General features: G+C 70.9%; 26 protein-coding genes. 11 read left to right on the top strand and 15 right to left on the bottom strand.

Annotation, left to right across the window (positions count from 1 at the left end):
* Positions 1 to 161: 161 nt before the first annotated feature.
* On the bottom strand, positions 162 to 335 hold the full coding sequence (locus tag E1161_RS27015) for a hypothetical protein (protein WP_165939674.1): 174 nt from the start codon (positions 333 to 335) through the stop codon (positions 162 to 164).
* Positions 336 to 482: 147 nt separating this feature from the next.
* Between E1161_RS27015 and E1161_RS28290 the strand changes: the two genes are divergently transcribed.
* Positions 483 to 605 carry a hypothetical protein gene (locus tag E1161_RS28290; RefSeq protein WP_268951363.1) on the top strand — a complete coding sequence of 41 codons (123 nt, stop codon included), beginning with the start codon at positions 483 to 485 and terminating at the stop codon, positions 603 to 605.
* Between the two features lie 63 nt (positions 606 to 668).
* On the opposite strand, the gene E1161_RS04090 is transcribed toward E1161_RS28290, so the two are convergent.
* Both E1161_RS04090 and E1161_RS04085 read right to left on the bottom strand, forming a co-directional pair.
* Entirely contained in the window at positions 669 to 2,201 is a 1,533-nt protein-coding gene (locus E1161_RS04090) for a leucyl aminopeptidase family protein (RefSeq protein ID WP_408011938.1), read from the bottom strand.
* A 244-nt stretch (positions 2,202 to 2,445) separates the two neighbouring features.
* Positions 2,446 to 2,613: a DUF3117 domain-containing protein gene (locus E1161_RS04085; RefSeq protein ID WP_009949794.1), complete on the bottom strand. Its 168-nt coding sequence runs from the start codon at positions 2,611 to 2,613 to the stop codon at positions 2,446 to 2,448.
* A 375-nt stretch (positions 2,614 to 2,988) separates the two neighbouring features.
* On the opposite strand from E1161_RS04085, the gene E1161_RS04080 reads away from it, so the two are divergent.
* Positions 2,989 to 3,771: an enoyl-CoA hydratase-related protein gene (locus E1161_RS04080; protein ID WP_132619669.1), complete on the top strand. Its 783-nt coding sequence runs from the start codon at positions 2,989 to 2,991 to the stop codon at positions 3,769 to 3,771.
* A gap of 127 nt (positions 3,772 to 3,898) precedes the next feature.
* On the opposite strand, the gene E1161_RS04075 is transcribed toward E1161_RS04080, so the two are convergent.
* Genes E1161_RS04075 through E1161_RS04065 form a run of 3 tightly spaced genes read right to left on the bottom strand, consistent with a single transcriptional unit; the run spans position 3,899 to position 5,211 of the window.
* The gene (locus E1161_RS04075; protein WP_132619667.1) at positions 3,899 to 4,477 is read right to left on the bottom strand and encodes a DNA-3-methyladenine glycosylase I; all 579 of its coding nucleotides are present in this window, start codon (positions 4,475 to 4,477) and stop codon (positions 3,899 to 3,901) included.
* Complete coding sequence (locus E1161_RS04070) at positions 4,470 to 4,826, bottom strand: DivIVA domain-containing protein (protein WP_132619665.1); 357 nt, start codon at positions 4,824 to 4,826, stop codon at positions 4,470 to 4,472. Before E1161_RS04070 ends, E1161_RS04075 begins: the two co-directional genes overlap by 8 nt.
* 55 nt (positions 4,827 to 4,881) lie before the next feature.
* Positions 4,882 to 5,211, bottom strand: a complete 330-nt coding sequence (locus E1161_RS04065) for a PadR family transcriptional regulator (protein WP_132619663.1) — start codon at positions 5,209 to 5,211, stop codon at positions 4,882 to 4,884.
* Between the two features lie 229 nt (positions 5,212 to 5,440).
* Here E1161_RS04065 and E1161_RS04060 point away from each other — a divergent pair, with 229 nt between their 5' ends.
* On the top strand, positions 5,441 to 5,794 hold the full coding sequence (locus E1161_RS04060; RefSeq protein WP_132619661.1) for a hypothetical protein: 354 nt from the start codon (positions 5,441 to 5,443) through the stop codon (positions 5,792 to 5,794).
* Positions 5,795 to 5,800: 6 nt separating this feature from the next.
* Here E1161_RS04060 and E1161_RS04055 read toward each other — a convergent pair whose 3' ends face one another.
* Both E1161_RS04055 and E1161_RS04050 read right to left on the bottom strand, forming a co-directional pair.
* Positions 5,801 to 6,343 (bottom strand): LOG family protein, encoded by a 543-nt coding sequence (locus E1161_RS04055; protein WP_132619659.1) that lies wholly within the window; start codon positions 6,341 to 6,343, stop codon positions 5,801 to 5,803.
* Complete coding sequence (locus tag E1161_RS04050) at positions 6,340 to 7,125, bottom strand: LOG family protein (protein WP_132619657.1); 786 nt, start codon at positions 7,123 to 7,125, stop codon at positions 6,340 to 6,342. The genes E1161_RS04055 and E1161_RS04050 overlap by 4 nt, the downstream gene beginning before the upstream one ends.
* A 234-nt stretch (positions 7,126 to 7,359) precedes the next feature.
* Here E1161_RS04050 and E1161_RS04045 point away from each other — a divergent pair, with 234 nt between their 5' ends.
* Positions 7,360 to 8,289: a slipin family protein gene (locus E1161_RS04045; RefSeq protein ID WP_132619655.1), complete on the top strand. Its 930-nt coding sequence runs from the start codon at positions 7,360 to 7,362 to the stop codon at positions 8,287 to 8,289.
* Between the two features lie 53 nt (positions 8,290 to 8,342).
* On the opposite strand, the gene dapE is transcribed toward E1161_RS04045, so the two are convergent.
* Positions 8,343 to 9,419, bottom strand: coding sequence for a succinyl-diaminopimelate desuccinylase (gene dapE, locus E1161_RS04040; RefSeq protein ID WP_132619653.1), 1,077 nt, complete (start codon positions 9,417 to 9,419; stop codon positions 8,343 to 8,345).
* 128 nt (positions 9,420 to 9,547) lie between these two features.
* Here dapE and E1161_RS04035 point away from each other — a divergent pair, with 128 nt between their 5' ends.
* The 7 genes from E1161_RS04035 to E1161_RS04005 all read left to right on the top strand — a co-directional run bounded on the left by E1161_RS04035 (position 9,548) and on the right by E1161_RS04005 (position 15,243).
* A complete protein-coding gene (locus E1161_RS04035; RefSeq protein WP_132619651.1) occupies positions 9,548 to 9,841 on the top strand; it encodes a hypothetical protein in 294 nt (97 codons plus the stop codon).
* A gap of 5 nt (positions 9,842 to 9,846) precedes the next feature.
* Positions 9,847 to 11,583, top strand: a complete 1,737-nt coding sequence (locus E1161_RS04030; RefSeq protein ID WP_132619649.1) for an alpha/beta hydrolase — start codon at positions 9,847 to 9,849, stop codon at positions 11,581 to 11,583.
* A complete protein-coding gene (locus E1161_RS04025; RefSeq protein WP_132619647.1) occupies positions 11,580 to 12,092 on the top strand; it encodes an LppA family lipoprotein in 513 nt (170 codons plus the stop codon). Before E1161_RS04030 ends, E1161_RS04025 begins: the two co-directional genes overlap by 4 nt.
* A gap of 4 nt (positions 12,093 to 12,096) precedes the next feature.
* Positions 12,097 to 12,432 carry a hypothetical protein gene (locus E1161_RS04020; RefSeq protein WP_132619645.1) on the top strand — a complete coding sequence of 112 codons (336 nt, stop codon included), beginning with the start codon at positions 12,097 to 12,099 and terminating at the stop codon, positions 12,430 to 12,432.
* A 94-nt stretch (positions 12,433 to 12,526) separates the two neighbouring features.
* Positions 12,527 to 12,976 carry an LppA family lipoprotein gene (locus E1161_RS04015; protein WP_235874763.1) on the top strand — a complete coding sequence of 150 codons (450 nt, stop codon included), beginning with the start codon at positions 12,527 to 12,529 and terminating at the stop codon, positions 12,974 to 12,976.
* A gap of 53 nt (positions 12,977 to 13,029) precedes the next feature.
* On the top strand, positions 13,030 to 14,016 hold the full coding sequence (dapD, locus tag E1161_RS04010; RefSeq protein ID WP_132619643.1) for a 2,3,4,5-tetrahydropyridine-2,6-dicarboxylate N-succinyltransferase: 987 nt from the start codon (positions 13,030 to 13,032) through the stop codon (positions 14,014 to 14,016).
* A gap of 303 nt (positions 14,017 to 14,319) precedes the next feature.
* Positions 14,320 to 15,243, top strand: coding sequence for a CHAD domain-containing protein (locus E1161_RS04005; RefSeq protein WP_132619641.1), 924 nt, complete (start codon positions 14,320 to 14,322; stop codon positions 15,241 to 15,243).
* Between the two features lie 48 nt (positions 15,244 to 15,291).
* On the opposite strand, the gene dapC is transcribed toward E1161_RS04005, so the two are convergent.
* The 6 genes from dapC to E1161_RS03975 all read right to left on the bottom strand — a co-directional run bounded on the left by dapC (position 15,292) and on the right by E1161_RS03975 (position 21,052).
* Positions 15,292 to 16,437 (bottom strand): succinyldiaminopimelate transaminase, encoded by a 1,146-nt coding sequence (gene dapC, locus E1161_RS04000; RefSeq protein ID WP_132619639.1) that lies wholly within the window; start codon positions 16,435 to 16,437, stop codon positions 15,292 to 15,294.
* Positions 16,434 to 16,754, bottom strand: coding sequence for a ferredoxin (fdxA, locus tag E1161_RS03995; RefSeq protein WP_132619637.1), 321 nt, complete (start codon positions 16,752 to 16,754; stop codon positions 16,434 to 16,436). Before fdxA ends, dapC begins: the two co-directional genes overlap by 4 nt.
* 140 nt (positions 16,755 to 16,894) lie before the next feature.
* A complete protein-coding gene (locus E1161_RS03990) occupies positions 16,895 to 17,653 on the bottom strand; it encodes a hypothetical protein (RefSeq protein WP_132619635.1) in 759 nt (252 codons plus the stop codon).
* A 123-nt stretch (positions 17,654 to 17,776) separates the two neighbouring features.
* Positions 17,777 to 18,124: a hypothetical protein gene (locus E1161_RS03985; protein ID WP_132619735.1), complete on the bottom strand. Its 348-nt coding sequence runs from the start codon at positions 18,122 to 18,124 to the stop codon at positions 17,777 to 17,779.
* Positions 18,125 to 18,135: 11 nt separating this feature from the next.
* Positions 18,136 to 19,047, bottom strand: a complete 912-nt coding sequence (gene mshB / locus E1161_RS03980; protein WP_132619633.1) for an N-acetyl-1-D-myo-inositol-2-amino-2-deoxy-alpha-D-glucopyranoside deacetylase — start codon at positions 19,045 to 19,047, stop codon at positions 18,136 to 18,138.
* A gap of 253 nt (positions 19,048 to 19,300) precedes the next feature.
* Positions 19,301 to 21,052, bottom strand: coding sequence for an ABC transporter family substrate-binding protein (locus E1161_RS03975; protein ID WP_165939673.1), 1,752 nt, complete (start codon positions 21,050 to 21,052; stop codon positions 19,301 to 19,303).
* Positions 21,053 to 21,162: the final 110 nt, after the last annotated feature.

The following is a 21,162-nucleotide window of genomic DNA, read 5'->3' as shown; positions in this document are numbered from 1 at the left end:
CTCCCCAGCAGCCACCCCCAAACCGGCCGAACGCCCCCTCTCCCCGGGAGAACGCCCCCCGTACGACACAGACGCCACCTGATCCCCGGTTCACCACCGGAACGCTGGTGACGGGTGGTCAGCGTCCTGCGGCAGCGCAGCACCCCAGTCACCACCCCGGATCACGGCGGTACTCCGTCCACCGCCCACGTGGCGGCCGACGGTGGTGCCGAGCCGCACGCCGCCGGTCTCTCCACCAGGTAGGCGGTCGTGACGGCGGCGAGCCCGGCGGCGGCCGCGCCCTGCACCAGCCGGAGCTCGACCATCAGCGGCAACGAGCACACCCACGGCAGCACGAGTCCGAGGACTCCGGTGATGGCAGCGTCGTGATCATGGTGTGGCGGCGGCCGATCGCCTCGGGCGGCGTGCCCAGCGGGTTCGCCGAGACCGCCAGTCCGAGCGTCGCCGCCGACACCAGCCGCGGCCGCGCCCGGGGTTAGGCCGTGCTCGTCCGCCAGCTGAGGCAGCACCGGCTGCAGCGCGTGGAGCAGGGCGAACAGGGCCAGCGCGCCGAGCAGCAGCGCGAGACGAGCCTCCGCGAACGTCCAGCCGACACCACGGTGTGAACGTTGAGCACCAGCCGATCACCGACGCCCGCGAGCGTGCCGGTCATCATCGGTGGCGCGCGCTCAGGCCAGCGAAGCGGCCAGCTCGGCGAGGGTGCGGGCGGCGAAGCCGGTACCGCCGACGGTCACCTCGGAGTAGTCCTTGTCCGCCCGCGCGGGACCGGCGATGTCCAGGTGCGCCCAGCGGGCACCACTGGTGAACTCGCGCAGGAACAGCGCGGCGGTGATGCCACCGGGACCCGTCGGGGTCTGCTTGACGTCGGAGAGCGAGCCCTCGACGGCGTCGGCGTGGTCCTCCAACAGCGGCATACGCCACCAGGTCTCGCCGACCCGGGCGCCGGCCTCGGTGATCCGCTCGGCCAGCTCGTCATCGGTGGCCAGCAGGCCGCCGGTGCGCAGCCCGAGCGCGACCTTCATCGCCCCGGTCAGCGTCGCGACGTCCACCAGCAGATCGGGCTGGAGCTTGTCGACGGCGTAGGCCATGGCATCGGCCAGCACCATCCGCCCCTCGGCATCGGTGTTGCCGACCTCGGTGGTCTTCCCGCCGTAGTGCCGCACGACGTCGCCGGGCCGGTACGCGGTCCCGGAGACGTGGTTCTCGGCGGAGGGCACCAGGCCGGTCACCTTCACCGGCAGGCCGAGCCGGGCGATCGCCAGCAGCGCGCCGATGACCGCAGCGCCACCCGACATGTCGGTGCGCATCAGGTGCATGCCTTCGGCGGGCTTGAGCGAGATGCCGCCGGTGTCGAAGGTGATGCCCTTGCCGACCAGCACCAGGTGCGGTCCGGTCGCGTCCTGCGGCCGGTAGTCGAGCTGAAGCAGTCGCGGCGGGCGCGACGAACCACCGCCGACCGCGAGGATGCCGCCGAAACCGTTGTCGGCCAGCCACTTCTCGTCCCGCACGGTCGCGGTCAGGTTCGGGACCGGACCCGCGAGCTCAGCGGCCAGCCCGGTGAACCAGGCGGGGTCCTTGACGTTGGAAGGGGCGTTGGCCAGGTCACGGGCCAACGCGGTGGCCGCCGCCAGTTCACGCGCGTGGCGCACCGATTCGCGCAGCGCAGCGACGTCGGCGCCCGCCGGCGCGACCAGCAGGACCTTGCGCAGGCGCGGCGGCGCGGGATCGGCGGTCACCTTGAACCGGTAACCGCCGAGCGCCAGGCCGAGGGTCAGTTCGCCGACCAGTTCGTCGCCGGTGTCGTCGGGCAGCTGGACCTGCAGGTAGTCGGCATCGGACGCCTCACCGAGATCGCCGGGCTCGGCGTCGGCGTCGACAGCGTTGGAGAGGCGGTCGCGCACCGAGCGGGCCAGCGCCGCACCGGCGGTGCGCCACTTCGCCGGCTCGCCGGAACCCACGCCGACGACCCAGCCGGTGCCGCCGGAGCGCAGCGGGAACGCCTTCGCGTCACCGGCCGACGCGGAAGCGCCGATCGCGGTGAGCACCTCGGCGTCCACAGAGAACGGTTCGGCCGCAGCGGCCAGGTCCGGGCCGGACTCGCCGTCGAAGACCGCCGTCGCGCCAGGAACTCCGTCCCGCCACCGCTGCACCACGTCCACTTCGACCAGAGCGGTCGGGATCACGGGCAGCTCGGGCTCCACCCCGCGGGCGGGCTGGGCGGAACGGAACACGGAGGAACCGGGCACGAGAAGACCTTCCTGCACGGGCCGGGCCGTGCGGACTCGAACTGGTGCCGACGAGAGCCCCGGCACCGCGCTCGGCACCGGGGCCCGACAGCGGCGAAGCGTTCTCGCCACTCGTCGACGTGATCATGAGTTGTCGCCTCGGCCGGGAGGCGCCGTGACCGGGTCCGGCCGGCAGCGCGTCCCGAACCGCTTGGCGGCCTCAGCCGGTGGCCGACTCCAGGGCGTCGCCCAGGTTCTTGGCCTCCTCGACCGACATCTCGACGACGAGCCGCCCACCACCCTCAAGCGGAACGCGCATCACAATGCCGCGTCCCTCCTTAGTCACCTCGAGGGGACCGTCACCGGTCCGGGGCTTCATGGCCGCCATAGCGTGCTCCCTCCGTGAAATCTTCCCCCGCTGGTCGCCACAACCAGTTCGGGTCCACGCCCATTCTCCCCCATCCCGAGGCATGGACGAAACCGAACCGATCAACTCGTGTCGCCCGTGCGCTGGTCGAATATCGCCGACGGCTGGCAGACTCACCGTTCGTGTGGGGTGTTTCGACGCCGTTCGGCACATCGCGGGAAGCCGCCGCGATCACCGTGAGGAGTCGTCTCGCTCCGGCGTGTCACCGATCTCGCGGCGGCCATCCCGCCGACCAGCGGGGACACCGTCCACCCGGGACGGCGCGCCGGCCGCGCGGTCCACAGTGGAAGTGCTCGCGCGACCCGCCACAACGGACGTCAAGGCAAGGAGCTTGGAGTGACCGACGTACTGCTGACCGAGGACACCGCGGGTGTGCGGCTGCTCACGTTGAACCGCCCTGAGTCGTTCAACTCGCTCAACATCGAGCTCAAGCAGGCGCTGCTGACGGCCCTGCGCGAGGCCGCGGCGGACGACTCGGTCCGAGCCCTGGTGATCACCGGCTCGGGCAAGGCGTTCTGCGCGGGCCAGGACCTCAAGGAGCACATCGAGCTCCTCTCCACCGGCGACCCGAGCCCGCTGAAGACCGTCGAAGAGCACTACAACCCGATCACCAAGGCGCTGGCGACCATGCCCAAGCCCGTGATCGCCGCCGTGAACGGCACCGCTGCGGGAGCGGGCGCGTCGCTGGCCTACGCCAGCGACCTGCGGATCGCCGCCACCGGCTCGAAGTTCCTGATGGCCTTCGCCAACGTCGGCCTGTCGACCGACTCCGGCGCGTCCTGGACGCTGCCGCGGCTGATCGGCTACGGCCGGGCGATGGAGATGCTGCTGCTGGCGCAACCGGTGCCCGCCGACGAGGCGCTGCGCATCGGCATGGTCAACCAGGTCGTGGACGACGCGCTGACCGTCGCGATGGAGCTGGCGACCCGGATGGCAGCGGGCCCGACCTTCGCCTACGCGCGCATCAAGGAGGCCGTCCAGGCCGCCTCCGCGGAGGCCCTCGACGAAGCCCTGGCCGTCGAGGCGGGCGCCCAGAACGAAGCCGGCCTCACCGCCGACCACAAGGAAGCGGTCGCCGCCTTCGTCGAGAAGCGGACCCCGAACTTCACCGGCCGCTGACCCGCCGTACCCCGGTGGTGACGCTTTTCCACTGAAGTCCGGGACCTGACTCCCATTGAAATCGGGTTCCAGATTTCCATTGATATCGTTTCCCCGACTTCCATTGAAATCGCGTCACCACCGGGGGTCAGGCCCGCCAGCAGTCCCTGAGGTGATCGTCGACCATGCCCGTGGCCTGCATGAGGGCGTAGCAGGTGGTGGGGCCGACGAAGACGAAGCCGCGGCGCTTGAGCTCCTTGGCCATCGACTGGGACTCGTCGGTGATGCCCGGGACGTCGCCGAGCTTGACCGGGCGCTCGGAGTCCGGACGCGGCGGCGGGGCGGACGACCAGAGGAGGTCGTCCAGCGGCCGGTCGAGCTCCAGGACGGCGCGCGCGTTGTGGATGGCAGCGTCGATCTTGGTCCGGTTGCGGACGATGGAGGCGTCGCCCAGCAGCCGCTGCCGATCGTCCTCGCCGAACCGGGCGACGGCGGCCGGGTCGAAGCCCGCGAACGCCTCCCGGAACGCGGGGCGCTTGCGCAGGATCGTCAGCCAGGACAGGCCGGACTGGAACGACTCCAAGGTGATCCGCTCGTAGAGCTCCGGTTCACCGCGCAGCGGGACGCCCCACTCCTGGTCGTGGTAAGCGGCGTAGTCCGGCTGCCCGGCGCCCCACGGGCACCGCGCGCGGCCGTCCTCGCCGACGACCGCCGCGCCGTCACTCATCACCGTCACCGCCGTCGGTCACCGCGTTGCGGGCCTTGTCCAGCTCCTGCCCGGCGGCGTCGAGCTGACGCTCCAGGACCGCGACCCGGCCGTGCAGCTCGTCGAGCTCGCCGGCCAGGCGTTCCAGCACCCAGTCGACCTCGGCGACCTTGTAGCCCCGCAGGACCTGCTGGAACCGGACCGCGCGCACGTCGGAGCCCTCGACGTCGGCTGCGGGCAGTCGGGTGGGCGTGGAGCCGGGCGGCAATGGCGCGAGCTGCTCACCGCGCCCGAAGACCAGCGAAGCCAGCAGGTACACCACGGCCGCGACCGCCAGCACCACGAACAGGTAGATGAGCGCACTAGCCACGAACCAATCGTGGCACGGCCCACCGACCGTCCGTCAGACAGCCGGGAACCGAGCGTCAGGTCTTGGCCGGAGCGGTCAGGACGCCTTCTATGGCGTGGGTGAACTCCCGCCAGGCGCGACGCTCCGCCTGGAGAGTTTGAGATCCCGCCTGGGTGAGCCGGTACGTGCGCCGCTGGCGTCCGCCGACGGTGCTCCAGGAGCTCTGCACGAATCCGGCTCGCTCGAGCCTGCGCAGCGCCGGGTAGACCGTGCCGGTGGGCAGGTCGAGGGCGCCACCACTGCGATCCTGCAAAGCCTCGATGATCGCGTAACCGTGCAACGCCTTGCCGTCGAGGGTGGCCAGGAGCAGGGCGTCCAAGTGGCCGCGGAGCGCATCAGCCTTCACAGGTAGTGACTCTACGGATATTTCGCTGCACTGTCACCGCCTCCACACAAGAGGACCAAGGTCCTTTCGCGATCAGGACCGGCATGATGTGAATCACAACGAAGTGAGTCGGCCGTTCGGGTGGCATGTACCCGAACGGAGGCTCCGAACGGTGGACCCCGAGCACACTCGGAGATCGAGAAACGGAGACCCGCTCTCCCCCGGCCGATCCGATCAGGAGCCGATACCCGTGGCCGACCGCGAAGCCGAACCGACCAACGGCGCCGGCCTGCTCGCCCGGAGTGCCCCGAACGACCAGGACGATTCCGAGCTCGCAGCCCAGCTGTCCGCCCTGGACCAGGTCCGCGTCTACCTGAACTCGCTCGTCGAAGTCCTCGACGAGCACCCCGAGTCGAGCCTGGACCTGGACGAGGCGAAGTGGCGGCTCGCCGAGCTCGTCGACGAGCTGGCCACCGAGCGGCCCAGCGCTCCCCGCGTCCAGTCGTTCTGGATACGGCTCGCGCCGGTGCTCGGCGAGGTCCGCCCGGACATCCCGCTGCCGGCGCTCACCCACCTGATCCGCACGGCGGTCGGCGCGGCCTGAACGCGCTCAGCCGACCAGGGCGTCCAGCGCCTCGTCGACGTCGGCGGTCACGGTCAGCACGTCCAGCGAGCTCTGCGAGGCGAAACCGGTCCGCACCAGCCCGTGGAGCCAGTCCAGCAGGCCCTGGAAGTGCCCGTCGGGGTCCAGCAGCACCACCGGCTTGCTGTGCATGCCCAGGTAGCGAGCTGTCCAGATCTCGAATAGCTCTTCGCAGGTCCCGATGCCGCCGGGCAGCGTCAGGAACGCGTTCGCGTGGGCGTCCATCAGGCCCTTGCGCTCACGCATGGTGTCCACGACCAGCAGCTCGTCGGAGTCGGTGTCCCCGACCTCGAGGTCGACCAAGGCGCGCGGGATGACGCCGATGGTGCGGCCACCGTCGGCGCGGACCGCGCGGGCGACCTCACCCATCATCGAGACCTTGCCGCCACCGGAGACCAGGGTCCAGCCGCGCTTGGCGATCTTCTGGCCGACCTCGGCGGCCAGGTCCAGGTAGTGCTGCGGCACCGGCCCGGACGCGCAGTAGACGCAGACCGAAACGTCGTTGCTCAATGCGCCGCCTCCCACGCCCCGTACGCCTCCTGCACGATCGACACCGCGTCGTCGATGTCATCGGTGACGTGCAGCAGCGACATGTCCTGCTCGCCGATCTTGCCGCCTTCGAGCATCCGGTCGCGGATCCAGTCGTACAGGCCCTGCCAGTAGTCGCTGCCGAACAGCACCACCGGGAACTTCGTGACCTTCTTGGTCTGCACCAGGGTCAGCGCCTCGAACAGCTCGTCCATGGTGCCGAAACCACCTGGCAGGCAGATGAACGCCTGCGCGTACTTCATGAACATCGTCTTGCGGACGAAGAAGTACCGGAAGTTGACACCCAGGTCGACCCACGGGTTCAGGCCCTGCTCGAAGGGCAGCTCGATGCCCAGGCCGATCGACAGGCCACCGGCCTCCGAGGCGCCGCGGTTGACGGCCTCCATCGTGCCGGGTCCGCCGCCGGTGATGGCCGCGCAGCCGATGCCCGCGAGCGCCCGGCCCAGCTCCACGCCGGCGGCGTACTCGGGGTGCTCCCGCGGTGTGCGGGCGGAACCGAAGACGGTGACCGCGCGCGGAACCTCCGACAGCGCGCCGAAGCCCTCGACGAACTCGGCCTGGATGCGCAGAACCCGCCACGGGTCGGTGTGCACCCAGTCGGAAGGACCTCTGGAGTCCAGCAGGCGCTGGTCGGTGGTGGTCGGCTCGCTCAACCTCGAGCGGCGCAGCACCACGGGGCCGCGTTGCTTCTCGTGCGGACGTTCCGCACCGTTGGGTTCACCCCACTGGCCATCGACTGTCATGGCGTCGAGCCTACGCACGCACCGATCGTTCTCCGAACCGCCCCGCCGCTGCACAGCCCGGGTGAAATGCCTGTTCACGGGGGATTCACAGAGCGGTCTCGCGGCGTACGATCGAAAGAAAAGATCTAGCGGCGCCGGCGACGCGAGCCGGGCGCGACACGCAGATCTGCTCCGCGATCTACGCAGGCGTTCGTGCGCCGTCGGGCCGTTCCTCCGCGAGCCCAGGAGCTGGTCATGCTCATCGAACTGCTCATCGCAATCCTCGTGGTCGGTTTGATCGGCGTCGCCTCGAGCGCCAAGGTGGTCAAGCAGTACGAGCGGGGCGTGGTGTTCCGCTTCGGCAGGTTGCAGGAACGCACTCGCGGCCCCGGGATCACCATGATCGTTCCCGGGGTGGACCGGCTGCAGAAGGTCAACCTGCAGATCGTCACGATGCCCGTGCCCGCGCAGGAGGGCATCACGCGCGACAACGTCACGGTCCGGGTGGACGCGGTGGTCTACTTCCGGGTCGAGGACGCGGCGCGCGCCGTGATCAACGTCGAGGACTACCTGTTCGCGGTGGGCCAGGTCGCGCAGACCTCGCTGCGGTCGATCATCGGCAAGAGCGACCTCGACGACCTGCTGTCCAACCGCGAACGGCTCAACCAGGGCCTGGAGCTGATGATCGACAGCCCGGCGCTGGGATGGGGTGTGCACATCGACCGGGTGGAGATCAAGGACGTCTCGCTGCCGGAGTCGATGAAGCGCTCCATCGCTCGTCAGGCCGAAGCCGAGCGCGAGCGCCGCTCGCGGGTGATCTCCGCGGACGGCGAGTACCAGGCCTCCCGCAAGCTCTCCGACGCCGCGCACGTCATGGCCGACACCCCGGCCGCCCTGCAGCTGCGGCTGCTCGAGACGGTCGTGGAGGTGGCGGCCGAGAAGAACTCGACCCTGGTCCTCCCGTTCCCGGTGGAACTCCTGCAGTTCGTCGACCGCCTCCAGCAGCCGACCGGCGAGAAGCACCAAACCCCCACGGAGGAACCAGGAGAGCCCGAAGCTCCCGAACTCACCGAAGCCGAACGCCGAGCCGCCGAACTCCCGCAAGAACCCGCCCCCGCACCGGCCCTCCCCGAGCAACGCGCGACCGAGGAACCAGCCGACACCGAGGTCCTGGGCACCGCCTGATCCCCTCAGTGACCCGAACACCGCGGTAATCCGTCGCCCCAGGTGGGGTTGGGTCAGGAGAGGAAGCGGTGGAGGGTGGTGGCGCAGTGGCGGATCTCGGTGGTGCGGACGTGTTCTCGTCGGGTGTGGGCGAGGGTCGGGTTGCCGGGGCCGAAGTTGACCGCGGGGAGGCCTCGGGCGGCGAAGCGGGCGACGTCGGTCCAGCCGAGCTTGGCGACCGGCTCGGAGTTCGACGCCTCGACCAGCTCCGCGGCGGCCGGGGACGTGAGACCCGGGAGGGCACCCGCTGACAGGTCGGTGACCACGACCTCGTAGCCGGAGAACAGCTCCCGCAGCTCGGCCTCGGCCTGCTCGGCGGACTTGTCGGGAGCGAACCGGTGGTTGACGGTGACCACGCAGGAGTCCGGAACGACGTTGCCCGCGATCCCGCCGGTGATCTTCACGGCCTGCAGCCCCTCGCGGTACTGGAGCCCGTCGATCACCGGGTTGCGCGGCGTGTGGTCCACCAGCCGCTGCAGGATCGGCTGCGCCGCGTGGATGGCGTTCTCCCCCATCCAGGCGCGGGCGGTGTGCGCACGGGTGCCGGTGGTGCGGACCTCGACGCGGATGGTGCCCTGGCAACCCGCCTCGATCGCAGCGTTGGACGGCTCGCACACCACCGCGAGATCGCCGTCGAGCCACTCCGGCAGCTCGCGCTCGATGCGGCCGAGGCCGTTGCGCTCGGCCTCGATCTCCTCGCAGTCGTAGAACACGAAGGTCAGGTCGTGACGCGGTTCGGTGAGCGTGGCCGCGAGGTGCAGCATCACGGCGTCGCCGCTCTTCATGTCGGTGGTACCGCAACCGTGCAGCAGCTCGTCGTCACCGGACCCGGTGCGCCGGGATGGCAGGTTGTCGTTGATCGGCACGGTGTCGAGGTGCCCGGCCAGCACGACGCGGGCATCCCGGTCGAGGTTGGTGCGCGCGAGCACGGCTTCGCCGTTGCGGACCACCTCCAGGTGCGGGGCCTGCGCGCGCAGCGCCTCCTCCACCGCGTCCGCGATGTTCTTCTCCGACCCGGACACGCTGGGGATGTCCACCAGCGCGGCGGTCAGCTCGACGGGGTCCGACGTGAGGTCCAACGAAGCGGTCACGACCGGCAGGCTACCCCGCTGACCTGCGCTGGCCGCATCGGTGGGAACCGGATCGCCGGAACTCCCATCGAACCGATGATCAGCGGGCTAGGCTCCCGCATCGAACTGGTGGGCTAGCGGAGGCTGACATGGGGTTGAGGGCGGAACCGGAAGCGCTGCACCACGCGGGGCGCAGCGCGGACCTCGCCGGTGAGCAGGCGGCGCGGATCGAGCTCGGCGAACCGGCGGCCGACATCGCCGAAGCTCTTCCCGGTGGGAAGAGCGAGGGCGCGGCCACCCGGGTCGCCCAGAGCTGGCAACGCGCGCTCACGACGTGGAGCGACAAGGCGACCGCGCACGGCGAATCGCTCGCCGCGGCCGCGAAGAACTACGAGGACGACGATTCCGACAACGCCCGCGCCATCGACGCGGCAGGGCGGTGAACGGGATGGTCAGCTACGCCGACGTGCGGCGTTGGAACGCCGACCGCCTCGACGCGGTGCACCGCGATCTCGGCAAGCGCCGGGACGACCTGACCAACCTGCAGGACGAGCTCGACGGCGCCCGCAGCCCCGACGGCTGGACCGGCGAGGCCGCCCAGCGCTCCGCCGAGCAGCACAGGCGGCTGCTGGAGGAGATGCGCTTGCTGGTCGCCGAGGTGGCCACGGTCCGGGCGGCGGTCGCCACCGCCGCCGACGACGTCACCGCGCTCAAGCGCCGCGTCGACACCACCGACCACGAGGCCCGGGCCCACGGCTTCCAGATCACCGAGGACGGCGGCGTCCGCGACGTCGCCCCACCCCAGAACGTCCCGGCCGACCAGCTGGAACAGGTCAAGGCCGAACGCACCCGCGTCCGCGACGACCTGGTCGCCGAGATCGAGGAGGTCCTCGACCAGGCCGAAGCCATCGACGCCGAACTCGCCAAGAGCCTCGCCGCCGCGGACGAGGACCGGATCGAACCCGGGAAGGGCACATCACTGGCCGACGCGGCCAAGACCGACGAGCTGGAGGCGCTCGGCGCCTCCGCCGGAAAACCGCCGCACAACACCGCTCAGGCCAACGCCGACTGGTGGAAGTCGCTGTCCGACGAGCAGCGCTCGGCGCTGCGGGAGAACCCGCCCGCGTGGCTGGGCAACCGCGACGGCATCCCGGCGGTCGTGCGCGACGCGGCGAACCGCGCGAACCTCGACGACACCCGGACGCAGCTGCGCAGCCAGCGGAACCGCCTGGCGCAGGGCGGGATCAGCGAGGACGAGCAGGAGGAGGCCGACCGGATCGACGCGAAGCTCAAGGGCCTGGACGCAGTCGAGGACACCATCGCCCGCGATAACCGGCAGCTCCTGGTCCTCGACGCCGGTGGTGAGCGGCTGAAGACCGCCGTTGCCGTGGGCGACGTGGACACCGCCGACCACGTCTCGGTCTTCACCCCCGGGTACACCACCACCGTCGAGGGCAGCCTCAAGGGCGCCGACGCCGAGACCCAGGAACTGGTCGCCGAATCGCAGCGGGAGATGATGCGATCCGGCAAGGAGGGCGAGGTCGCCGGTGTGTTCTGGCTCGGCTACGAGGCCCCGCAGGAGTCCGAGACCACCGACCTGCTGGGCGATTCCGTGGCCAGCTCGAAGTCGGCCGAGGAGGGCGGGGAGGCGCTCAACGAGTTCTACAGGGGCATCAACAGCTCTCGCGAGACCGATCCGCACCTGACCGCGATCGGCCACTCCTACGGCTCCACCACCACCGGCTACGCGCTGCAGAGCGGCGGGCACGGCGTGGACGACGCGATCATCTACGGCTCCCCCGGTGTCGGCACGAACGACATTGAGGACCTGCACGTCCCGGAGGGCCACACCTACCGGCTGGAGGCCGAGGACGACCCGGTCGCCGACTTCGCCCGCTTCGGCGGCGACCCGTCGCACATGGACGGGTTCACCGATCTGTCGACCGAGAAGTCCGACGAGGGCGGGCAGGTCACCGGGCACAGCGATTACCTCGATCCGGACACCACCAGCCAGCACAACATCGCCTCGGTGGTCGGCGGCGTGCCGGAGAACGTGGTGGAGGGGAAGACCAACGGCGTGGGCGACGGGCTGTCCTACGTCCCGCACCAGGTCCAAGAAGGCGCTTCGGCGGTCGAGGACTGGGGCAGCGACCGGGTTTCCGACATCAAGGACCTGTTCTCATGAGGCGATTCGCCACACTGATCCTCAGCGCCGCGCTCCTCTCCGGGTGCGCCGGCGGACCCGACGGGGGAAGCATGGAAGACCAGCTCAACGCACTGCGGCAGCGCCCCAGCATGGAGGAGGTCGCGGCCGACTACGACCAGATGCAGCAGGAGCTGCGGGAACGGCTGGTCGCCGAGATCGGGCTGCCGGAGTTCACCGACGAGGGCAACACCGGTGAGTCGGCGTGCCCGGACTTCGCCGACGTGCGAGGTGCCGAGCAGCGCACCCTGGCCACGTGGATGCAGGAGGGCGGCATCCCGGACGAGCAGTGGGCGCGAGCTCTGCAGATCGCCACCGAGGTGGGTGCTTCTCGCGGGTTCACCGAGCTGCACGTGGTCACCGACCGGCCGGGCGACCACAAGATCGAGCTGCACAACCCCTACGGCGCCCGGTTGCAGCTCGGTGCGGCTGCCAACACGGTCCTGAGCGTGCGGACCGGGTGTCACCTGCTGCAGTCGGCGAAGGGGTGAGGCCGTGAGCGCACCCGGCACGAGCGGCCGCACGGCGGCGGTGGTCTTCGCCGTGCTGGCCACGCTCGCGGCGCTGCCGATCGCGGCCTTCACCGCGTTCATCGGCATCTGGAGCTCGGCCGTGCCCTGCCACCCGGGTGGGCACGGCGGCTGCACGCCCTCCGGGATCGCCACGGCGGTGTCCGTGCTCGTGCTGCTGGCCGGGCCGGCGTTGCTGTGGTTCCGGGTCCGCCGACCGGGCTCGACGGGCACCGCGGTGGTCGTCGGGCTGGTGGGGCTCGTGGCTGGACCGCTGGTCGCGCTGGTGCTGATGACCTTCGTGCTGGACCTGTTCGGCTGAGTGTCGAGCATCACAGGGAGATCACAGGGATGCCGGGTCCGGCCAAGATCGGCGGTCCGGCATCATTCCTCTACGTCCGGATCTACGTCCGACCGTGACGGGGGTACCCGTGCTGGACCCGCGAAGTGCGCTTCAGCAGCGTCCGAGCATCGAGCAGATCAGCGCGCAGTACGAGCAGATGCAGCAGCGCCTGAGAGACCTGCTGGATCGCCTGGTCGGGCCGTTGCGCTGGACGGTGTCGGCTCCTGAGGCGAAGGTGGACTGCTCGGAGTTCGCCGGTGCCGACGCCGAGAGCCGGGTGCTGCAGTCCTGGCGGGCCGCTCAGCCGGTCGCTGACCTGGACTGGCCGAGCGCGGTGTCCATCGTCCGGTCGATCACCGCGGAGTACGGCTTCGGCGAACCGGAGATCATCGTCAACCGCACGGGCGATCACGAGATCACCGGCAACGACTCCTACGGCGCTGTCTACACCTTCGGCACCTCGCGCGCCACGATCCTGGCGGTCACCACCGGATGCCACCTCCCGGGTGTGCTGAAGGACTGAACGCCCCCACCCCGTGCGGGCCGAGCACCGGGTTGCCGATTACCGTTTTGGGCATGAGCGCGAACATCCCCGACCCGCAGACCACGGGTGCCCACGGCGTGGGCCTGGCGACCGTGACCGACGACGGCACGGTTCTCGACACCTGGTTCCCCACCGTCAAGCTGAGCGAGTCGGGCCAGTCCGGCACGACCAAGCTGACCGCGGGCCAGGCCGCCGAGTCCCTCGGCGAGGCCGGTGTCGCGTTGCTCGGGCGGGATGACGCCCGGGGCGTTGATGTCGTCGCGGTCCGCGTCGACATCGCCAAGCTGGCCGACGCTCCGGCCGACGCGCACGACGTCTACCTGCGACTCCACCTCCTCTCGCACCGCCTGGTGCGCCCGCACGGGGTGAGCCTGGACGGCCAGTTCGGCCTGCTCGCCAACGTCGTGTGGACCAACCACGGGCCGTGCCCGGTGGAGGGCTTCGAAGCGACCCGGCTGCGGCTGCGTGCGCGCGGCCCGGTGACGGTCTACAGCATCGACAAGTTCCCGCGCATGGTCGACTACGTGGTCCCCTCCGGCGTGCGCATCGGTGACGCCGACCGCGTCCGGCTGGGCGCGCACCTGGCCAGCGGCACGACCGTGATGCACGAGGGCTTCGTGAACTTCAACGCCGGGACGCTGGGCGCGTCCATGGTGGAGGGCCGCATCTCGGCCGGTGTCGTGGTCGGAGACGGCTCGGACGTCGGCGGCGGCGCGTCGATCATGGGCACGCTGTCCGGCGGCGGCAAGGAGGTCATCTCCATCGGTGAGCGCTGCCTGATCGGCGCCAACGGCGGCATCGGCATCTCGCTGGGCGACGACTGCGTCGTCGAGGCGGGCCTGTACGTCACGGCCGGCACCAAGATCACGCTGCCGGACGGCACGCTTACCAAGGCCTCCGAGGTCTCCGGGAACGACGGCCTGCTGTTCCGCCGCAACTCCACCACCGGCGCGGTCGAGGTCACCACCCGCACCGGGGGCAAGGTGGAGCTCAACGCAGCGCTGCACATCAACGACTGATCGGGTCTTCACTGCCTGCGGTCGTCTCGCTCCGCCGCGCAGGTAGCGGGACCTGAGACGCCTCCTGGCTCCCGGCGCCACCGCGTGCCGGCCGATGCACGGCGTCGCGGTGCCCTCACGAGGCGACGTCCCAGAGCCCGCGGCGGTGCAGGTCGCGAGAGTGGCTTTCGCTCCTCGCGGCTCCGCCGCTCGCGTCGGATCTCGGGAAGGGCCCCTCCCATCGCAGGTGGGAGGGGCCCTTTCCGCTGAGTTTGGTCCGTTCGGAGCAGGCTGTCGGGTGAGTTGTTCGGTCTAGCATGGGGGATGGCTGTTTCCCGGCTCCTCGAGGACGTGCTCTCCGCTGAGCCCGCGGAGGTGGGGCGCGAGGCGTCAATCGCGGCTCACGTCCGCGCCGGGCTGGACGCCCGGTTGCGGGCGCTGCGGGCGCACGACGCCGGGACGCGCGTCGGGGAGGATCCCGAGGAACTGCACCAGATGAGGGTGTCGGTGCGGCGGATGCGCGCGATGCTGCGCTCCGCGCGGCCGTTCCTGGACCGCGACGAGTCCGAACCGCTGCGCGCCGAGCTGGGCTGGCTGGGCAGGGCTCTCGGCCCGGTCCGGGACCTGGACGTCCTGCTGGAACGGCTCCGCTCGGAGTTCACCGGTCTCCCCGAGGCCGAGCGGAGTGCCGCCGAGCAGCTGGTTTCCGGCCTCGACACCGAGTACCTGCGGGCCAGGGACGACATGCTGGCCGCGCTGGACAGCGACCGCTACCAAGACCTGCTGGACCTGCTGGCCCGGGCCACGCGGGAACTTCGCGGCCGGGGCTCCGATGTGGACGCAACGTCGCAGCTCCGCTGCCTCGTGCGGCGTCAGTTCGGCAAGCTGCGCAAGGCCGTCGAACGGCTTCCGGCCGAGCCCGCCGACGCCGAGCTGCACGCGCTGCGCATCGACGGCAAGAAGGTCCGCTACACCGCCGAGCTCGCCGAACCACTGCTCGGTGCCCCGGTGAAGCGGCTGATCAAGGCCATTAAGGGCTTCCAGGACGTCCTCGGCGAGCACCAGGACGCCTGCGTGGCGGAGGAGCGGATCCGGGCGCTGCTGGACGACTTCGGACCACGTCCGGACGCCGGAATCGCCTTCGTCGCGGGACGTCTCGTGGAACGCGAGGAAGTCCGCAGAGCAGAACGCCGCGCCCGGTGGCCGGAGACCTGGAACGCCCTCAGCGGAACCGCAGCCGAGGTGTGAGTCCGCCCGGCGGTTCTGGTCCGAACCGATCGCGCAGAAGAGACGGGATCACGGGGCAGTTCGGGTCAGAACTGCCCGATCAGCGCCCAAGCGCTTCGCCGCGCTGGCGATCCGCTCGTCGGTGGCCGTCATCGCGATGCGGACGTGGCGGGAGCCGTCGGGTCCGTAGAACGTGCCCGGTGCGGCCAGGATCCCTCGCTGCGAGAGCCATTCCACAGTCGCCCAGGCGTCCTCGCCCCGGGTCGACCACAGGTACAGCCCGGCCTCCGAGTGCTCGATGGTGAACCCGGCCGATTCCAGCGCGGGACGCAGCACGGCGCGGCGGGCGGCGTAGAGCTCGCGCTGAACGGCGACGTGCTCGTCATCGCGCAGCGCGGCGGTGACCGCCTCCTGGACCGGGCGCGCAACGATCATCCCGGCGTGCTTGCGCAGCTCCAGCAACCGCGCGACCAGCACCGGATCACCGGTGACGAGCCCAGCTCGGTAGCCGGCCAGGTTCGACGACTTCGACAGCGAGTGCACGGCCAGCAGGCCGTCGCGCGCCGCGCCCACCGAGGGGTGCAGCACGGAGACCGGCTCGGCGTCCCAGCCCAGCGCCAGGTAGCACTCGTCTGAGGCCACCACGGCGCCCATGTCCTGGGCGGCGCGCACCATCCGGCCGAGCTCGTCGGCGGTGAGCACGCGTCCGGTCGGGTTGGACGGCGAGTTCAGCCACAGCAGCCTGGTCCCGGCGGGCGGCAGCTCACCAGGGGCGAGCCGGACGACCTCGGCACCGGCGATCTTCGCGCCGACCTCGTAGGTCGGGTAGGCCAGGTCCGGGATGGCGACGAGGTCGCCGGGCCCCACGCCCAGCAGAGTCGGCAGCCACGCGACCAGCTCCTTGGAGCCGATGGTCGGCAGCACCGCGTCCGGTTCCAGACCGGTGATGCCGTAGCGCCTGCGCAGCGACTCCACGGCCGCCTCGCGCAGGGCCGGTGTGCCGTGCGTGGCCGGGTAGCCCGGCACCTCTGCCACGGCGGCCAGCGCGTCCTGGAGCTTCGCCGGAACCGGGTCGACCGGGGTGCCCACGGACAGATCGACGATGCCGTCCGGGTGGGCGTTGGCGGTCGCCTTGTGCGGTGCCAGCGAGTCCCAGGGGAAGTCAGGGAGCCGTGGCCCGGACGCGGCTGCGCCCGGGCCGGTCACGGAACTCATTCGCCCTGAGGCGGCAGGCTCGTGACGGGCTCGACGTCCTTGTTGACCTTGCCCACCTTCGCAGCGCCACCCGGCGAGCCGAGCTCGTCGAAGAAGTCCACGTTCGCCTTCGTGTAGGCGGCCCACTCGTCCGGCACGTCGTCTTCGTAGTAGATGGCCTCGACCGGGCAGACCGGCTCGCAGGCACCGCAGTCGACGCACTCATCGGGGTGGATGTAGAGCATCCGCCCGCCCTCGTAGATGCAGTCGACAGGGCACTCTTCGATGCATGCCTTGTCGAGCACGTCCACGCAGGGCTCGGCGATCACGTAGGTCACGGTTGCACTCCTGCTCGAAGCGTTGTCCAACGCACGCTCAGGAATCTCCTGGCGCGACTGCTGACAGTATCTCTCGAACCCCCCTGAGCGCGTAACTGGTCCCACAGCTCGGGAGTCCCGACGACTCTACGCCGCGGGCGTTAACGGCGTAAACCATTCTGGAGCAACCACTCCGCCCCCTTCCGGCCGATCCGCTTGAGGGCCGAGCGTTCCCCCAGGTAACCACCGACGACGCCGACCACGGGAAGGTTCCCCAGGAGCTTGTGGTGCACCCGTCCCTGGGGTCTCTTGTCGAGTTCGGAGTCGAACTCCCACACCGCACGTGCCATGCGCCACACCGTGCGCACGACGGCCTTCACGGTCGCTCTGCCGTGCTTGCGCTTCGAGGCGTCGATGTCCTCGGTGAGCTCCTGCGTGCGCGCGTCGTCCGCGGCGGAACCGGCGGCCAGCTCGCGGCTGATCTTCCGCCCAAGCAGCACCTCGGCGATCAGCTGGACCTTGACCGCGGGATCGGTCACCCCGTGCTCGCCCGCGATCGCGCACAGCACCAGGCTCTGCCCGGTGATGCCCAGGGCGTTGCGCATCGGCAGCCGGGACGTGATCGCCCCGCCGAACCGGGGCAGCCCGGCCGCCAGTGCGAGGAACCGGCCGACGCGCAGCGTCCACCAGTGGCAGCGCTCGTCGACGCTCATCGCGTCCCAAGTGGAGCTGCCGGGCAACTGCATCGAGTCGAGCTGCCGCAGCAGCTTGTGGATCGCCCCGTCGCCCAGGGCGTCGATCTCCCGCCCGCGCAGCCGAACCGGGTCGGCCGCGCGCAGCGCGGCGAGCACGGGCGTCGCGGCCCGCACGAACGGCCGCAGCGCGGCGGCGACGCGTTCATCGGTCATCACTTCGGCCATCGGTCCTCCCGGTGCCCATTCTGCCGAACCGAGGCCGACGACCGGGGGCGAGAACGCGGTGTTCGCCCACACGAAGACTGCGGTACTCCCCCGGTGGTGTCGACGAGGCATCCTCGCCCGAGATCACCGCGCGGGTGCGGCGAGGACGATGCCGAGCATCATGGCGCTGGGCAGGGCGCCTCCGGCGATGAGCAGCAGGGTGCGCCAGTCGCTGCCGAGCAGCACCACGTCACCGCCGGGCCCGAACACGCCGAACACCAGCACCACCGCGAACCACAGCACCAGCGGCGCGCCCGCGACGCGGCGGCTGCGGGAGATCCGGCCGGCCTCGGCGACCAGCAGCGGAGTCGTCACGGCAGCCACGGCGGCGGTGATCGGGAACTGCACCGAGCCGATGTAGAGCGGCAGGTACATCAGCTCGAGGATGGCCAGCAGGACCGCGTCGAGCAGCAGGAAGCCGAACAGGGTCATCTCCCGACCCGTCACCGGACCCCCACCGGTTCGGTGCCGCTCACCCCTAGTCCGCCGAACAGGTCCACCTCGCAACCCTCGGACGGGCCGGTGGCCAGCACGTAGTGCTCGGTGGTCAACACCGGGTGCGCCACGCCGTTGGACAGCGCGTAGGAGGCGACGCCGTCGCCGTTGCGCCACTGCTCGACCCAGACCTTGACCTGCGTGCCGTGGGCCCGCAGCGCGCTGATCTTGGCGGGCAGGTGCTCGGCGACGTCGATGACGGTGGTGATCGTCTCGTCGGCGACGCTGGCCAGCTCGTGCGGTTCGGGCAGGTCGAAGGGCAGGTCGTCGGTACGGGCGAGGTCGGCCAGACCCGCGGCCAGCGCATCGCGCGAGGGCACCGCGTAGAACAACCGGTCAACGTCAGGGACGCTCTCGACCGCCGCGCGCGTGATCTCGTGGGCGCGGACGTGGTCCGGGTGCCCGTAGCCGCCGTCCTCGGCGTAGGTGACGACGACCTGCGGCTTGACCTCATCGAGGACCTCCGCCAACGCGGCGACCTGCGGCTCGCGGTCGCCAACGGCGAAGGCGCGCGGATGGGCGTCGGGGCGGGAAGTCGCCTGGCCGGGCTGCTCCCAGAGCATCCCGGAGTCGCGCCACCGGCCGACACCACCCAGGAACCGCTGGTCGGTGACCCGCAGCGCGGCGCAGGCCGAGCGGAGTTCACCGACCCGGTAGCCGCCGAGCTGATCGGCCTGGTCGGACACCAGCCCCTGCAAGCTCTCCGGGATGACCTCGCCTTCCTCGCCGAGGGTGCAGGTCACCACGTGGACCTGCACGCCGCGGGCGGCGTAGCGGGCGATGGTCCCGCCGGTCCACAGGGTCTCGTCGTCTGGATGCGCGTGTACCAGCAGCAACCGCGGTGGGGCCGTCAGCGTCACCGGTCCAGCCTAATCGCCGCAGAACAACAACAACGAAGGCCCCAGCGGCAGGCAAGCACCGGAGGTGCTTCTTCACGAACCCCACCCGAAGCGACCGGCACCGCCGCGGGTTCCGACACGGCCTCTGGGGGGAGGACACCCGCAGCACCGCGTGTCGCATGCTCAAGTCGCGGGATCTCCCGGAGCCAGCAGGCGTGTCAGGTTCCGCTACCCCGCCCGCTGAGCAACACGACCACGGCACTCCCGAGGAGTGCTAATAGCCGTCGTTCTCAGCTGGTGTTCCGAGCCATTGCGCGGCCGTGGAGAACGGCCCGGCGAACCCGTTGCCCGCCTGGACGCCGGTGGCTTCGTTGCTCAGCGCCAGGACCTGGGCCTGCTGGTAGAGCGGCAAGGCGATCGCGTCCCGCCACAGCACCGACTCGACGTTCGCCGACGCCTGCTGGAACGACATCCGGCCGGACAGGGCCGCGTCGATCGTGGGCTGCAGTAGCTCGTCGCAGAAACCGGCCGCGTTGTAGGGCAGCGGCTGCTCGCTGTCCGGGTCCACACCCGGACAGCCGTAGGACGAGGCCATGGTGGCGGCCGGATCGCCGCCGGCCGGGCGCGGCGCCACCGCCATGTCGACGGTGCCCGAGGTGCCCGCCTCGGCGGAGTGCGGATCGGTGGCGAGCATGTCGCGGAAGAGCTGATCACCGGTGGGCGTCACCACGGTGGCCTGGATGCCGTGTGCGCGGAGCTGCTGGGCGGCGGCTTCGGCGATGCTGATGTAGCCCTCGTGCTCGAAGGGCGCGGCGATCACGAGGTTCAGCGGACGTCCGTCGCGGATCCACGAGCCGCCCGTGCGCTGGTACCCGGCCTCGGCCAGCAGCCGCTCGACCTGCGCCGGATCGGGACGCTTCGGCAACGCCCCCGCGGGTTCGGTCGGCGTGTAGCCGTGCTCCGACGGCGCGAGGACCTGCGCGTGCGCCTGCAACTGCTCGCCCGGCCCGCCGCCGGTTCCCGCCTCGATCAGCGCGGGGCGGTCCAGCGCGGCCAGCACGGCCCGCCGGACCTTGACGTCGGCGAGCGCGCGGCTGTCCTGCCGCAGCAGCACCTCCATGGTCGCCGGGCGCGGAACGGTCATCATCTGCACCTGGTCGCCCAGGTCGCGCAGCGTCCGCACCGTCCCGGCGTCGGCGCTGAACAGCGCGAGGTGGCTGTCTCCGCTGCGCAACGCCTCGACCTGGCGGGCCTTGTCGATGGCGCGCAGCACGATCCGGTCGGACTGCGCGGGCGGACCCCAGTAGCGGTCGTTGCGCTCCAGGATGATCTCGCCGCGGTCCAGGTCGATCTGCCGGATCGCGAACGGCCCGCCCGAAGCCGGGTAGCCGTCGTCGAGGACGGTTCCCCAGCCGCGCGGCGCGGCGCGCAGCAGGTGCGCGGGCAGCAGGTTGTTGAACAGCGTCCGCCACCCCGCGAAGGGCTTGCTGAAGGTGACGTCGACGGTCTTGCCGCCCTGCCTGGAGGCGACGTCGTCGATCAGCCGGTAGCCGGCCGGGTCCGCAACCCCGGGCTGCGACCGGAGCTGCTCCCACAGGTAGACGAAGTCCTCGGCGGCGATCGGGGCGCCGTCCGACCAGCTGGCCTGCTGCTTGATCCGGTACCGGACGGTGAACTTCTCCGCGCCCGGGAGGATTTCGGCGGACTCCATCAGGTTGGTGTCCAGCTGCAACGCACCGTCCTGGCCGGGCCGGAACACCGACGGCAGCATCAGGCTGGCGAGCGCCGAGCTCGTCGGCGACACGTCGGCCAGGGTGTGCGGGTTGAACCCGCCTTCGAGCTCGTCGACACCGACGACGACCTCGATCGGCATCGGCTGCGCGGGAGTGCTCGTGCTGGGTGCGCTGGTCGTCGGGCTCGGCGCCACCAGCTGCGGTGGCGGCGCGTCCGTGCAGCCCGCGACCAGGCTGACGACCGTCACCAGCAGGGGAACCGCGCCCAGTGCGCGGCGTCGACCCTGGGTCAAGCCGAACCTCCCCTCACATCGGCCGCCGGAGGATCACCCCGGGCCACGCGCCTCGGGTTCGGACGGCATCATCCGAACGCAGGACGCGCGAGAGCCCTCCATGGTTCCGC

It is taken from the genome of Saccharopolyspora aridisoli, assembly GCF_004348445.1.
Lineage (GTDB): Bacteria > Actinomycetota > Actinomycetes > Mycobacteriales > Pseudonocardiaceae > Saccharopolyspora > Saccharopolyspora aridisoli.
This window is presented reverse-complemented; position numbering and strand designations above follow the sequence as displayed.